The organism is Faecalibacterium sp. I2-3-92 (genome assembly GCF_023347315.1).
Lineage (GTDB): Bacteria > Bacillota > Clostridia > Oscillospirales > Ruminococcaceae > Faecalibacterium > Faecalibacterium duncaniae.
Map to the genome: position 1 here is coordinate 897,418 of NZ_CP094470.1, position 14,029 is coordinate 911,446.

The window sequence follows — 14,029 nt, forward strand, 5'->3', positions numbered from 1 at the left end:
GTATCCGTGGTGCCACCTAAATTACCGGTGCGCGAACACACCAGTCACTTTTGTGTACTCTCCCCGTTGAAAGCACTGCCGCGATAACGAGCGGCTGCCGTCGGCCCCTACTAACTGCCCGAAGCAGGTTCAGGGGGAAGCTCACGGGGGTTCGTTCGGGGCTCATTCTCTGTGCGGCTTCCACCGGCCCGCACTCGCTGCAAAAGAACCTTGAGCACTTACTTTTCCCGATCAACGCTTTTCCTGCCTGCATTGTATCACGGCTCTTTGTCCGTGTCAACACAGTGTTCGCATTTTTGTGCGGTCTGCCCCGGATGGGGGCTGTTTTGTGCGCAGTTGCGGCACAATCCGTACAAAACGCTGCCCTCGCACTGCAGGGTGAAGCCGTGCTCCGCCATCAGATGGGCACGCACCTCATCCATAAAGTGGCAGTCCAGGTGATAGATGCGCCCGCACTGCACGCACTTCAGGTGCAGGTGCTCGCGGCAGTGGCGGCCTTCGTCCACATACTGGAACACGGCCTTTTCGCCCTTATCGGCCACATATTTCATAATGCGCTGCTCGCCTGCCAGCTTGTCCAGATACCGGTACACCGTGGTGGGATTGGGGCTGGCCCCCTCTGCCTCCAGATGTTCCAGAATGTTGGATGCACTGACCGCGTGCTGGCGGTTGTTGATGAGATAATCCAGGATCAATTGCCGGGTTTTGGTGTTGTACCCCCCGCGACCTGCCATGGTATCAGCCTTCCTTTCTGGGTCAAGTGTACCACAATTTATCCTTTGATGCAAAACAAGAACGAAACACTGGCGACAAGCACAAAAAAACTGTTCAATTTATAGCAAAATAATGCATGATATCTGTTCAAAACGGAAAAGCTCCCAAAGTTTTCAAAAAAGTCTTGTAAACATTGTCCGGATATGTGATAATAATGTTAATGATTACTTGGATTATTTAAGGGATACAAGCTGTCCGGCGGGCGACTGATTGCTGCCTGAATGGTCCTGCTTGCGAACTAGGAGATAGAACAATGAAAGAGATGGATTCCCAGTCAAAGACCAGCCTGAAGCTGCAGGCTTACCAGTACCTGAAAACGAAGATTCTGAACTGTGAGTACCGCCCCAACGAATTTCTGAACGAGCAGAAGCTCTGCGCTGAGATGGGCAACATCAGCCGCACCCCCATGCGTGACGCGCTGGGCCGCCTGGAGCAGGAGGGGCTGATCACCATCCTGCCCAAAAAGGGGCTGATGGTCTCCGGCATTACCGAAGAGGACGTGCACAGCATGTTCGAGATGCGCCTGCTGGTGGAGCCTTATGCCCTGCGCACCTACGGCAACCTGATCCCCCGGGAGCAGCTGGAGGCCTACACTGAGCTGATGCACCACCCCGAGCGGATCGACGACTTCTGCAAATCCGACGATGATTTCCATGAGCTGCTGATGAGCAGCCTGCCCAACAAATATCTGCGCTCTGGCTATGACCGCATCACCGGCCTGAACACCCGTTTCCGCATTATGACCGGTAAGGTGAGCATGATCAATCAGGATCAGACCTGTGAGGAGCATCTGGAAATTCTGAATGCCGCCCTGAGCGACAACTGGAACACCGCCGCCGATGCGCTGCAGCATCACCTTGAGCTGGCCCGCGATAAGGCCGAGGGAGTCATCAAGGTCATCCGGCTGTGGTAAATGAAACGATAAAACGCTGTATCACTCCTTCCGGCATCGCTGATGCGATGCCACCTCCCTCTCAGAGGGAGGCTTTTGCGTTGGCCGCCGCGTTAAGGCTCCCTCCTGGAGGGAGCTGTCGAGCGAATGCGAGACTGAGGGAGTGGTACAGCGTTTTCTTTTGCTGGAAAGTGTAAAAAATTCATAGAAATCACAAGAAAAGTGCATTGAATATTGTTTAACAATGTGGTATCCTTAACAACAGAGAGAGCCCGCTGGCAGGCGGGCAGAATGATTTCGGAGGAAAATAATTATGGCTGACCGCATTGTTCTGAACACCATTTCCTACCATGGCCACGGTGCCATTGAGAACATCGTTCCCGAGCTGACCGCCCGCGGCTACAAGAAGGCTTTTGTCTGCTCTGACCCCGACCTGATCAAGTTTGGCGTGACCAAGAAGGTCACCGACCTGCTGGATGCTGCAAACTTCGCCTACGCTGTTTACAGCGAGATCAAGCCCAACCCCACCATCGCCAACGTGCAGGACGGCGTGGCAGCCTTCAAGGCTGCTGAGGCAGACTGCATCGTGACCATCGGCGGCGGCTCCTCCATGGATACCGCAAAGGCCATCGGCATCATCATCAACAACCCCGAGTTCGCGGATGTGCGCTCTCTGGAAGGCGTGGCTCCCACCAAGAAGCACGCTGTGTTCACCATTGCCGTGCCCACCACCGCCGGTACTGCGGCTGAGGTCACCATCAACTACGTCATCACTGATGTGGAGAAGAAGCGCAAGTTCGTCTGCGTGGACACCAACGATATCCCCGAGATCGCTGTGGTCGATCCCGATATGATGTCCTCCATGCCCAAGGGCCTGACCGCCGCCACCGGTATGGACGCTCTGACCCACGCCATCGAGGGCTATATCACCAAGGGCCACTGTACCATCTCCGATATGTTCCATCTGGAGGCCATTAAGCTCATCAGCGAGAACCTGCGCGGTGCCGTGCAGAACACTCCGGAGGGCCGCGAGGGCATGGCTCTGGGACAGTACATCGCCGGTATGGGCTTCTCCAATGTGGGTCTGGGCATCGTCCACTCCATGGCACACGGCCTGTCCGCTCTGTATGATACCCCCCACGGCGTGGCCTGCGCCATCCTGCTGCCGGTGGGTCTGGAGTACAACAAGACCGTTGCCGGGGAGCGCTACCGCGCAGTCGGCAAGGCCATGGGCGTGAAGGGCATTGACGAGATGAACGATGCCGAGGCCGCCGATGCCACCATCGCCGCTGTCAAGCAGCTGAGCGCAGATGTGGGCATCCCCGCAAACCTGCAGGGCATCCTGAAGGAAGAGGACATCCACTTCCTGGCCGAGTCTGCTTTTGCAGATGCTTGCCGCCCCGGCAACCCCCGCGATACCAGTGTGGAGGAGATCGAGGCACTGTATAAGAGCCAGCTGTAATTCGTAAACTGAACAAAGAGGGTCGGGAATGCCGCTTCCCGGCCCCTTTTTGTTCCGGGAAAGGAGCACTATGAACCTGAATTTCTATACTCTTTGTGTAATTTATCTGGTATATTCCTTTTTGGGCTGGGTAGGCGAGACCGTTGTTGCAACCGCAAAGGGCCGCCGGTTCACCAACCGCGGCGTGGCCTCCGGCCCCTTCTGCTTTGTGTACGGCACGGCAGGGGTGCTCATCACCATCGGCCTGAACGACCAGCGCGCCAGCCTGGCGGCACTGTTCTTCGGCAGCATGATCTATGCCACGGTGGTGGAGTGGCTGACCGCCAAGCTGCTGGAACGGATCCACCACCGCCGCTGGTGGGACTACTCCGATAAAAAGTTCAATCTGGACGGCTATGTCTGCCTGCAATACTCCCTGCTGTGGGGTCTGCTGGGCATGGCGGCAGTCCGCTGGGGCAACGACCTGCTGTTCCGGCTCTGCGCCCACCTGCCGCCGCTGCTGTTCCACGCTGTGGTGTGGGTCGGCATGGCGCTGGCCGTCCTTGACCAGATCTCTGCCATGGTGGTGGTCAGCCGGTATGCGAACCGCCACCCACGGCTCGAGCAGCTGAATCGGGAGCTGGGCAGGGGCTCGGAGAGGCTGCGGCAGAAAATTACCGCCAGCGTGGAAAAGCGGATCCAGCGGGCGTACCCTGCTGCGGCCCGTCCGGAGCCCACCACCAGTGCCGAAAAGCAGCTCTCCCTTGCCGACCTGCTCTGGCTCTTTGTCATCGGGGCCTTCCTCGGAGATGTGGTGGAGACCATCTTCTGCCGCATCACCGCCGGGGTCTGGATGAGCCGTTCCAGCCTGGTCTGGGGCCCGTTCAGCGTGGTGTGGGGGCTGGCGCTGGTGCTGGCCGCCATCCTGCTGCGGGGCGGCGAACAGAAGAGCGAGAGCCGCATCTTCTGGTTCGGTGTGATCCTGGGCGGTGCGTACGAGTATGTGTGCAGCGCCGTGACAGAGCTGCTGTTCGGCACCGTGTTCTGGGATTACAGCGGCTTCAAGTTCAATCTGGGCGGGCGCATCAACCTGCTGTACTGTTTCTTCTGGGGCATTGCGGCCGTGACCTGGATTCGCTATGGCTACCCACTGGTGGCAAAGGGGATGAAGGCGGTCAAGCGCAGGATCCGCCCCTGGATGACCGTTCTGCTGGCTGTGTTCATGGCCGTGAACCTTGTGACCAGTGCGTTGGCGCTGGCCCGCTACGATGCCCGCACCAGCGGCGCGGCTCCGGCCAATGCGGTGGATGTGCTGCTGGATGAGCATTTTGACAATGCCCGGATGGAGCGCATCTACCCCAACGCCAAAAAGGTGGAGAAGGCTGGGTAAAAATACACGATTTTGCTTGCGTTTTGCAGGGGAAACAGGTATAATACTTTTTGGATTAAAAAGGAGAGATTTTATATGCTGATCCCTGTATTATTGTTTATCGTGGGCCTGCTCTGCCTCATCAAGGGCGGCGACTGGTTCGTGGACGGCGCAACCGGCATCGCCCGCCGCTTCAAGGTGCCAGAGCTGCTCATCGGTGCCACGGTGGTGTCCATCGGCACCACCCTGCCTGAGGTCATGGTCTCCACTACCTCGGCCATGACCGGCCACGGCGAGATCGCCTATGGCAACGCCATTGGCTCGGTCATCTGCAACGCGGCCCTGATCGCGGCCATCACCATTGCGGTCCGCCCGGGCAAGGTGGACCCCAAGAGCCTGCGGGTGCCGGTGCTGTTCTTCTTTGTGGCAGCGGCCCTGTATGCGGGTGTGGCCTACACCACCGGCTACTTCAGCCGCCCCATCGGCATTGTGCTGCTGGCAATGTTCGTGGCGTACATGGTCTGCAATGTGCTGGCTATGAAAAACGCCCCCGCCCCGGAAGACGATGAGGACGAGCCGGAAAAGGAAATGTCCTTTGCCAAGGAGATCGGCCTGCTCGTCCTCGGCGCAGCCCTGATCGCTGTGGGTGCAAACCTGCTGGTGGACAACGGCACCCTGATCGCGCAGGCGCTGGGCGTGCCGGAATCCGTCATTGCCCTGACCTTTGTGGCGCTGGGCACCTCTCTGCCTGAGCTGGTCACGGCAATCACCTCGCTGGCAAAGGGCCACGGCTCCCTCTCGCTGGGCAATGTCATCGGTGCCAACGTGTTCAATCTGGTGCTGGTCAGCGGCATGTCCATCACGGTGTCGCCTTTCAGCATCCCGCAGAACTCCACCATCATGGGCATCAATTCCTCTCTGGTCATGGATCTGCCCGTGATGTTCGCGGTCATGATCCTCCTGACCGTGCCCGCTCTGCTCAAGGGCAGGCTCTCCCGCTGGCAGGGTGTGCTGCTGCTCTGCATCTATGCAGCCTTCTGCGCCGTCCAGTTTGCAATGTAAGCCTCTGCGCCGGAGCGGGCGCTTTGGGGCAGAAAACCGTTTTGAGAAAGGCATCCTCGTTCTGTGAAGTGCGGGGATGCCTTTTTTCTGTCCCTGCAGCAGGGTCTGACCGGAAGAAGCGTTTTCTTAAGAAATCCTTAGAAAAATTTCATGGAAAATGCAGGAAACTGCTGTTATACTAGAACCGAGAATGACAAAAGGGGAGAAGACCATGGCAGAGCAGACCATTCTGATCGCGGAGGACGATCCGGATATCCGGGACGGCGTGCGCATCTTGCTTTCCGGCGAGGGATACCATATCATCGAAGCCGAAAACGGTACCCGGGCACTGGAGGTGTTCCGCCCGGAGGTCGATCTGGTGATCCTGGATATTATGATGCCGGGTATGAGCGGCCTGCGCGTCTGCGAGGAGCTGCGCAAGCTCTCCACAGTGCCGATCCTGTTCCTCACGGCAAAATCACAGGAGTCCGATAAGCTGCTGGGCCTGACCGCGGGCGGGGACGATTACCTGCCCAAGCCCTTTTCCTTTGCGGAGCTCAGCGCCCGGGTCAAGGCATTGCTGCGGCGGTACTGCGTCTATCAGGGCAAGGGGCAGGCCCCGGCCCGGGCCGAAAACCTGACCCTGTGCAGCCATGGCGTGAAGCTGGCGCTGGACTGCAACCGCGCCTGGGTGGACGGGGAGGAGATCGACCTGACCGAGACGGAGTACAAGATCCTGCGGCTGCTCATGCAGAGCCCCCAGCGCATCTTCCCGGTACAGGTGATCTACGAGGATGTGTGGCAGGAACCTTATTTCTACACCTCCAACGGCACCGTGATGGTACATATCCGCAATCTGCGGATGAAGATTGAAAAAGATCCGCAGAACCCCGCCCGTCTGCAGACCATGTGGGGGAAAGGGTACCGCTTTGTGCCCGGGGAGGAGAAGGATCATGCGTAAAAAGCTGGGGCTTTCCGGCAAGCTGATGCTGATGATCCTGTTCTCAGCACTGGCAAGTGCTGTGTTTCTGGTGGGAATGCAGGTCGTGCTGAACAAAGCCCTGTGGCTTTATTTTGACCAGCCGGAAACCCAGCAGCGGGCTGTGGAAAAACAGGTGCAGGAGCTGCAGAGCTATATCGACCGGCGCGGCCTTTCCAGCCGGGATATCGACAAGCTGGACGACTGGTCTGTGCGGAACGGCAGCACGATGTTCATCATCTACGACCGCTCCCGGATGCTCTATTCCTCCTATCCGCTGGTCGCTCCGGTCTACGAGGGGCGGGGAAACGTGACGGAAGCGGTTCCGGCCGAGCACTGGCTCCCGATGTATTCACTCACTTTTTCTGACAAAGAGACCACCGCCATGTTCTATTACAACGGCGTGGATGCCTATTACGGCAAGGGGTGCGAGATCCTGCTGCTTGTCAGCTTTGCCCTTTTCCCGCTGTTTTTCTTCCTGAGCAGCCGGAAGATCATCCGCTATATCCTCCTGCTCAGCGGGGAGATCCAGGCCATGGAGGGCGGTGACCTTGACCATCCCATCACAATCCAGGGAGATGATGAGCTGGCCCTGCTGGCCACCAGTCTGGATGGCCTGCGTCTGACCCTGCGCCAGCAGCAGGCTGAGGAGGCTCAGGCTGCCGCCAAGGTCAAGAGCCTGATCACTGAGATGTCCCACGACCTGCGCACCCCGCTGACCACCCTGCTGCTCTATACCGAGATCCTGCGTCACCACAAATACGAGACCGAGGCCCAGCAGGATGAATATCTGGCAAAGATCGACGGTAAGGCCCGGCAGATCAAGCAGCTGTCCGACAATCTGTTCGAGTACGCGCTGGTCACCCGGGACACCGTGGTGCAGCTGGATGCCCCGGCCCGTTTCTCCCAGATCTTTGAGGAACCGCTGGCCGAGATGGTGGAGATGCTGCAGCAGCGCGGCTTTGCCTGTGCGCTGGAGCTGGGCAGCGAGGATGTGCTCCTGACCGTGCGGGCGCAGTACATCCGGCGCATTCTGGATAACATCGGCTCCAACCTGATCAAGTACGCCGACCCGGCCCGGCCCATCGAGGTGCGGTTCCTGCGGCAGGAGGGGAAGGCGGGCCTTGTGTTCCGCAACCATGTCCTGCCCGCGCCCCCGGCAGTGGAAAGCACCAAGGTGGGCCTGACCAGCATCGAGACCATGATGGATAAGATGCACGCAGACTGCAAGATCGAACAGGAGAATGAGCAGTTCACCATGACGCTGCTGTTCCCGGTAGAATAAGACAACCCTCTCAGTCAAAGCCTACGGCTTTGCCAGCTCCCCCGAAGGGGGAGGCGGCATTGCAATGCGATGACGGGGAGGGTCGCTTTTTACACTTTTTCCACCGAACTTAAGCAAGTCTTAAGAAATATCTCCGGCGAATGTTAAGAAAGGTCCGCTATACTGTTGGAAGAAGGGCGGGTGCGGCTTTGCACCCGGCCATAACATCAGGGAGGGGCAACCAATGCTGCGAAAAAAGAAACAAACACCGCAGGAACAGAGCGACCAGGAATTCAATCTGGCGCTGGAAGTGCCTGCAGAACAAAGACCGAAGGGCTGGAGACCTTTTGTAAGGCGCAACTGGAAACGCATTGCCGCTGCCGCCTGCGCAGCCGCAGTGGCCGGTGCGTTCCTGCTGCCGGGGAAGGGCGCAAAACCGGCAGGCGTAGATACCGCCTATCTGGAAAGCGCGGTGGAGCGCCGGAATATCACAAATGTGTTCAGCGGCTCCGGCACCATTGCCGCCGCCAACACCTACACCGTCAATGCGCTGGTGTCCGGCACCGTGCTCACCGCCGATTTTGCGGTGGGGGACACCATTGAAGAGGGAACGGTGCTCTACACCATCGACAGCTCCAACGCCGCCAACAGCGTGGAAAAAGCCCAGCTCTCGCTGGATCAGGCCCAGCGCAATTACGAGGATGCAGTGGATGCCCAATACATCCGCAGCACCATCGGCGGCACGCTGGCTTCCTACAAGGTGGCGGTGGGCGATGTGGTCACCGCCGGGCAGGAGGTGGCCACTGTGCGGGATGCCTCCACCCTGCTGCTGACGCTGGAATTCCCGGCGGCGGATGCGGCGAACTTTACCGTGGGGCAGGCCGCACAGGTCACGCTGGACGGCACCTTTGAGGCCGTCTCCGGCACCGTGCGCTCCGTCTCCGGTGCGGATGCCCTGAGCAGCGGGAACCTGCTGGTGCGCACCGTGACCATTGCGGTGAACAACACCGGCAGCCTGACCACCGCGCAGGCCGCAACGGCCAGCGTCAACGGGGTCAGCGCGCTGGCATCGGCAAAATTCAGCTACCAGAACGAGCAGACCATCACCGCCTCCACCGGCGGCACCGTGACCGCCCTCTGCGTGAAAGAGGGCTCCTCTGTCAGCGCCGATACCGCGCTGGTCAGGATCTCCGGCAAGGAGCTGACCAAGCAGGTGCAGAACGCCTCCGATAACCTGCGCAGTGCCCAGATGTCCATGGAGGACACCGAGGATCAGCTGAACAACTATACCATCACCTCGCCCATCAGCGGCACGGTCATCTCCAAGGAGGTCAAGGCGGGCGACACCGTGAGCAATACCGCGGGCAGCACCAGCCTGTGCACCATCTACGACCTGAGCTACCTGCAGATGACGGTGAATGTGGATGAGCTGGAGATCCTCTCCATCAAGGAGGGGCAGAGCGTGACCATCACCGCAGATGCCATCTCTGACCGCACCTTTACCGGCGTGGTCACCAGCGTATCCAAGGCGGGCACCACGGCAGGCGGTACCACCACCTATCCTGTCACCATCCGCATCAACGATACCGGCGACCTGCTGCCCGGCATGAATGCCACCGCCGAGATCACGACGGCCAGCACCGAGAACGCGCTTTCCATTCCCAATGCCGCTGTGGTGCGGGGCAATTATGTGCTGGTGACCAGGGATTCCCCCAGCGCTGCCAACGCCGACCCCAGCATGACCGCCCCGGAGGGCTATGTCTATGTCAAGGTGGCCACCGGCACCAGCGATGATGATTACATCGCCGTAACAAACGGCCTGCAGGAAGGCGACACCGTGGCCTACACCGCCAGCAGCACCGCCTCTGTCAGCGCTGACGGACAGATGGAGGAGATGGTGGTGGTCGGCGGGCCCGGTGGAAGCGGCGGCCCGAACGGCGGCGCACCGGGAGGTGGCCCGCAATGAGCGCTCTGATCGAATTTGAGGATGTGTGCAAATATTACCGGATGGGTGACACCACGGTAAAAGCCGCCGACCACATCAGCATGAAAATTGAAAAGGGCGAGTTCGTGGCCATCGTGGGCCAGTCCGGCTCCGGTAAATCCACCTGCATGAACATCATCGGCTGCCTGGATGTGCCCACAGCGGGCAGCTACCGGCTCAATGGCCGGGAGGTGGGCAACATGTCCGGAAATGAGCAGGCCGAGGTGCGCAACGAGATGCTGGGCTTCATCTTCCAGCAGTATAACCTGCTGCCCAAATTGAATCTGCTGGAAAACGTGGAGGTGCCGCTGATCTATGCGGGCGTGCCCCGCGCCGAGCGCCGCCGCCGGGCCCGCGAGGCACTGGAGCAGGTGGGGCTGGGCGATAAGCTGAAAAACAAGCCCAGCCAGCTTTCCGGCGGCCAGCAGCAGCGCGTCTCCATTGCCCGGGCACTGGCCGGGAATCCGGCGGTCATTCTGGCCGACGAGCCCACCGGCGCGCTGGACAGCCACACCGGCCGCGAGGTGCTGGGAATGCTGCAGCAGCTCCACCGGCAGGGCAACACCGTGGTGCTCATCACCCACGACAACTCCATTGCCGTGCAGGCCCAGCGCATCATCCGGCTGGAGGATGGCCGCGTGGTCTACGACGGCGATGCCCGGGCACCGGAGGCCATCGTTCAGCCGACACTGAACTTTGAACCGGCAGAACAGGAGGGGGACGCATGATCTACGAGACCTTCCGCGAAGCAGTCAAGAATATCTGGAGCAACAAGTTCCGCACGGTTCTGACCATGCTGGGCATCATCATCGGTGTCACGGCGGTCATCGTCATCGTAGGTCTGGGCAATGGCATGACCCAGAGCATCAAGGACAGCTTTTCTGAGATGGGAACCAATGTCCTCAGTGTCCAGATCACGGGCCGCGGCTCCCGCACCGTGACCGTGCAGCAGCTGTACGACATCGTGGACAGCCACCCGGAGGTGTTCACCGGCATGTCGCCCACCACCACGCTGGACAGCACCGTGAAGGTGGATACCACCACCTATGGCTATACGAGTGTCAAAGGCGTGAGTGAGACCTACCTGGATATGATGGGGCGCACGCTGGCCCAGGGCCGGGGCCTGACCTATGTGGACATCATGGATAATAAAAAGGTCTGCGTGGTGGGCGATTACATTGCCCGTGCGGCCTACGGCGGCAACGCCATCGGCCAGACCATCAAGATCGGCAGTGAGAGATTTACCATCGTGGGCGTGCTGGAAGCCAATGTCAGCAGTACGACCGATCAGGAGGGCACTGACGATGACATGATCTTTGTGCCCTATACCACCGCCCAGCGCATCAGCAAGACCAGCGCCAGCTCCTACGGCGTGGTTCTGGTGAGCGATGAACTTGCCGATGAGGGCAAGAATCTTCTGGTAGTAGGGATCGAATCCATTCTCCACGCGGAGGACGGCTATTTCATCACCAGCCTGAGCGAGATGCTGGAGACCATGACCAGCATGATCAACATGGTGGTGGCGATCCTGACCGCCATTGCAGCCATCTCCCTGCTGGTGGGCGGCATCGGCATTATGAACATTATGATGGTGTCCGTCACCGAGCGCACCCGGGAGATCGGCATCCGCAAGGCGCTGGGAGCCAAGGAACGCAGCATTCTGGGCCTGTTCGTCACTGAGGCGGCCACCACCTCCGCGCTGGGCGGCCTGCTTGGCATTGCACTGGGCTATCTGTTCAGCGCTCTGGCCAACCGGGTGCTCCCGCTGCTGGTGTCGGATATGGAACTGACGGTGGCCCCCTCCATGACCTCAGTGCTGGTGGCCTTTGGCATTTCGGTGGGCATCGGTGTACTGTTCGGCTACCTGCCTGCCAAGCGCGCCGCAAGGCTGAACCCCATTGAAGCATTGAGATATGATTAAACCTCTCAGTCTCGCTTCGCTCGCCAGCATACGAGTTGCGGCTCCCAGCGTCCACTTCGTGCAAAGGATTGCACTCGTGTCCTGTTGGCCGCTGCCCCAACAACTCCTCCCTTTATCCGCCACTGGCGGCGGTCGTCGTTGTTGCCTGATAGGGGAGCCAAGGATCAATGAAACCCTTTGTTAAGGAGTTCGATATGAAAAAACGTTTTCTAGCATTTCTTCTGGCCGTTTGCATTGCCTGCTCGATGCTGGTGGTGCCGGCAAATGCCGCTGCCAGCAATGCGGCGGTGCAGACTGCCGTGACGCTGGGCGGCTTGACCAGCGAACAGGCCTCCGCCCTGAGCACCGCCCTGACCCGGGGCCAGCTGGCAAAGCTGCTGGTGGCATTCTCGGCCTACCGGGAGAGCGCCGCCACGCAGGGGAACACCGGCACCCTGTTCACCGATGTGGACAGCGGGAACGAATATGCCCCCTATATCCGCATTGCCGTCCAGCAGGGGTGGCTCAGCGGCTATACCGATGGCTCTTTCCGGCCCGACAACGGTGTGACGCTGGAAGAGGCCTGCACCGCCGCCCTCAAACTGCTGGGCTATGAGGTTACTACCCTGAGCGGCAGCTTCCCGGCGGCACAGCTCAACAAGGCCGGCAGCCTGGGCCTGCGGGCCGATCTGAGCGCCGTGCAGGGGCAGGGCCTGACCCTGGAAGATGCCGCTGTGCTCTTCTATAATGCCCTGACGGCCAGCACCGCTGAAAACCAGACCTATGCCGCCACGCTGGGCTTTACCGTGACGGATGGCCGGATCGACCTGTCTTCGGTGTTGCTCAGCAGTGTGGAGGGCCCCTTTGTGGCCGATGGCACCACCCAGCTGCCCTTTGCCCCGGCGGCGGTCTACCGCAATGATACCGTGGCCACAGATGCCGCTCTGAACGCCTACGATGTCTACTATTACAGCGCCAGCGCCAGAACGGTCTGGATCTACTCCCGCAAGGCGGCGGGCCGCATCACGGCGGTCTCGCCCAGCGCCAGCGCCCCCACCAGTGTGACAGTGGCAGGCACCAGCTATACACTGGCTTCCTCGGCAGCGGCATCGGTCCTCTCATCCCTCAACGGCGGCGGAGTGGGGCAGGTGGTCACCCTGCTGTTGGGCATGAACAACGAGGTGGTGGCCGTTCTGACTGGCGAGGAAGCCGACAGCGTGTTCTATGGCGTGGTGCAGACTTCTTCCCGCAGCCTGACCGAGGAAAATGGCGCGGATGTGCTCCAAAGCGTGCAGGTGGCCTGCACCGATGGCGTGACCCGCACCGTGAATGTGGACAAGAGCCTGAACTTTCCCGCCGGCTGGCTGGTGAAGATCACCGTCAACGCCGACGGTGAGAACGTGGAGACCCTGAGCGGCCAATCGGTCAGCGGCACCATCCGTGCGGACAGCACCGCGCTGGGCGATGCGGCCCTTGCTTCGGATGTGGAAATCCTGGATACGACAGCGGAGGGGTTGGCTGGGACAGTAAGTCCCAGCCGCCTATCGGGGGTGACACTTTCTGCCTCGGATGTCCGTTACTACACCGTGGATGAGAACGGTGCCATTGACCGGCTCATTCTGAACGATGCCACCGGCGACTTGTGGACCTACGGTGTGCTGGATGATGTGACCAACCTCATCAGCACCGCAGCCAGCTCCACCACGAACACCGGCTCCGGCTCGTCCACCTCCAACACCACCGGTTCCAGCGCCTCTGACCTTGTGGCCGGTGCGGTGGAAAGCGTGATGCCCTCCACCAGCACCCTGCTGTATGGGCTGGTCGATGGCAGCATTGGCAGCACCCTGTGGGAGAGCGTGACCAGCAGCACCGCCAGCCTGGCAAGCTATCTGCTCAAGATCGGTGCCAACAGCACCACGGGCGTGGTCAGCTCGGTGCTGGATTACCTGAGCAGCGGCGCAAACTATGTCTGCTACGTCAACGGTGAGCAGACCACCTATAAGACCAGCGTGAAGTATCCCGTGCTGGCGGGCGGTATCTCGGTGCGCAAGACTGCTTCCGGCAGTGTGGGCACCATGGCCCAGCTGCTCCCGGTCACGGTGGATCAGCTGGGGGCCGCCTCCGTGCGGAGCGGCTCCACCCGCTATGAGACTGCCGATGACATGCAGGTGTATCTGTGGTACAAGGGCAAGTATTACGCCACCACCCTTTCCAAGATCAACGCCGAGGATTACAGCCTCATCGGCTGGTACGATGCCCACGGCAGCGCGGCGGGCGGAAAGATCCGCGTTCTTGTGGCTGTGAAAAAAGACTGACCGCGTCTCCGACAGGCTGTGAAATGGGACGAAATCCTGTCGTAAAAAGGCAGTTAGGCGACATTTTTCA

At 60.0% G+C, this 14,029-nt stretch carries 11 protein-coding genes and 1 other annotated feature (1 of these 12 cut by a window edge); of the genes, 10 read left to right on the forward strand and 1 reads right to left on the reverse strand.

Features of this window, described 5'->3' with window-relative positions:
* Positions 1 to 244, reverse strand: a binding site (T-box leader); it reaches 19 nt to the left of the window's first position.
* Between the two features lie 13 nt (positions 245 to 257).
* Entirely contained in the window at positions 258 to 734 is a 477-nt protein-coding gene (locus MTP42_RS04240; RefSeq protein ID WP_249258031.1) for a Fur family transcriptional regulator, read from the reverse strand.
* Positions 735 to 1,027: 293 nt separating this feature from the next.
* On the opposite strand from MTP42_RS04240, the gene MTP42_RS04245 reads away from it, so the two are divergent.
* The 10 genes from MTP42_RS04245 to MTP42_RS04290 all read left to right on the forward strand — a co-directional run bounded on the left by MTP42_RS04245 (position 1,028) and on the right by MTP42_RS04290 (position 13,959).
* Entirely contained in the window at positions 1,028 to 1,687 is a 660-nt protein-coding gene (locus tag MTP42_RS04245) for a GntR family transcriptional regulator (protein WP_156061970.1), read from the forward strand.
* 292 nt (positions 1,688 to 1,979) lie between these two features.
* A complete protein-coding gene (gene fucO / locus MTP42_RS04250; RefSeq protein WP_035394173.1) occupies positions 1,980 to 3,128 on the forward strand; it encodes a lactaldehyde reductase in 1,149 nt (382 codons plus the stop codon).
* A gap of 70 nt (positions 3,129 to 3,198) precedes the next feature.
* Positions 3,199 to 4,497: a putative ABC transporter permease gene (locus MTP42_RS04255; RefSeq protein ID WP_249258032.1), complete on the forward strand. Its 1,299-nt coding sequence runs from the start codon at positions 3,199 to 3,201 to the stop codon at positions 4,495 to 4,497.
* Between the two features lie 75 nt (positions 4,498 to 4,572).
* The gene (locus MTP42_RS04260; protein WP_249258033.1) at positions 4,573 to 5,538 is read left to right on the forward strand and encodes a calcium/sodium antiporter; all 966 of its coding nucleotides are present in this window, start codon (positions 4,573 to 4,575) and stop codon (positions 5,536 to 5,538) included.
* A 211-nt stretch (positions 5,539 to 5,749) separates the two neighbouring features.
* On the forward strand, positions 5,750 to 6,478 hold the full coding sequence (locus tag MTP42_RS04265) for a response regulator transcription factor (RefSeq protein WP_249258297.1): 729 nt from the start codon (positions 5,750 to 5,752) through the stop codon (positions 6,476 to 6,478).
* A complete protein-coding gene (locus MTP42_RS04270) occupies positions 6,471 to 7,781 on the forward strand; it encodes a sensor histidine kinase (RefSeq protein ID WP_249258034.1) in 1,311 nt (436 codons plus the stop codon). The genes MTP42_RS04265 and MTP42_RS04270 overlap by 8 nt, the downstream gene beginning before the upstream one ends.
* A 223-nt stretch (positions 7,782 to 8,004) precedes the next feature.
* Positions 8,005 to 9,726, forward strand: a complete 1,722-nt coding sequence (locus tag MTP42_RS04275) for an HlyD family efflux transporter periplasmic adaptor subunit (protein WP_249258035.1) — start codon at positions 8,005 to 8,007, stop codon at positions 9,724 to 9,726.
* Positions 9,723 to 10,472 carry an ABC transporter ATP-binding protein gene (locus tag MTP42_RS04280; protein WP_099357227.1) on the forward strand — a complete coding sequence of 250 codons (750 nt, stop codon included), beginning with the start codon at positions 9,723 to 9,725 and terminating at the stop codon, positions 10,470 to 10,472. The genes MTP42_RS04275 and MTP42_RS04280 overlap by 4 nt, the downstream gene beginning before the upstream one ends.
* Positions 10,469 to 11,665, forward strand: a complete 1,197-nt coding sequence (locus tag MTP42_RS04285) for an ABC transporter permease (protein WP_249258036.1) — start codon at positions 10,469 to 10,471, stop codon at positions 11,663 to 11,665. The genes MTP42_RS04280 and MTP42_RS04285 overlap by 4 nt, the downstream gene beginning before the upstream one ends.
* Positions 11,666 to 11,859: 194 nt before the next feature.
* Positions 11,860 to 13,959, forward strand: coding sequence for an S-layer homology domain-containing protein (locus MTP42_RS04290; RefSeq protein ID WP_249258037.1), 2,100 nt, complete (start codon positions 11,860 to 11,862; stop codon positions 13,957 to 13,959).
* Positions 13,960 to 14,029: the final 70 nt, after the last annotated feature.

Bases quoted from the DNA above. Each gene is read 5' to 3' on its own strand.
- MTP42_RS04240 (WP_249258031.1), bottom strand. From the start codon at position 734: ATGGCAGGTCGCGGGGGGTACAACACCAAAACCCGGCAATTGATCCTG.
- MTP42_RS04245 (WP_156061970.1), top strand. From the start codon at position 1,028: ATGAAAGAGATGGATTCCCAGTCAAAGACCAGCCTGAAGCTGCAGGCT.
- fucO (WP_035394173.1), top strand. From the start codon at position 1,980: ATGGCTGACCGCATTGTTCTGAACACCATTTCCTACCATGGCCACGGT.
- MTP42_RS04255 (WP_249258032.1), top strand. From the start codon at position 3,199: ATGAACCTGAATTTCTATACTCTTTGTGTAATTTATCTGGTATATTCC.
- MTP42_RS04260 (WP_249258033.1), top strand. From the start codon at position 4,573: ATGCTGATCCCTGTATTATTGTTTATCGTGGGCCTGCTCTGCCTCATC.
- MTP42_RS04265 (WP_249258297.1), top strand. From the start codon at position 5,750: ATGGCAGAGCAGACCATTCTGATCGCGGAGGACGATCCGGATATCCGG.
- MTP42_RS04270 (WP_249258034.1), top strand. From the start codon at position 6,471: ATGCGTAAAAAGCTGGGGCTTTCCGGCAAGCTGATGCTGATGATCCTG.
- MTP42_RS04275 (WP_249258035.1), top strand. From the start codon at position 8,005: ATGCTGCGAAAAAAGAAACAAACACCGCAGGAACAGAGCGACCAGGAA.
- MTP42_RS04280 (WP_099357227.1), top strand. From the start codon at position 9,723: ATGAGCGCTCTGATCGAATTTGAGGATGTGTGCAAATATTACCGGATG.
- MTP42_RS04285 (WP_249258036.1), top strand. From the start codon at position 10,469: ATGATCTACGAGACCTTCCGCGAAGCAGTCAAGAATATCTGGAGCAAC.
- MTP42_RS04290 (WP_249258037.1), top strand. From the start codon at position 11,860: ATGAAAAAACGTTTTCTAGCATTTCTTCTGGCCGTTTGCATTGCCTGC.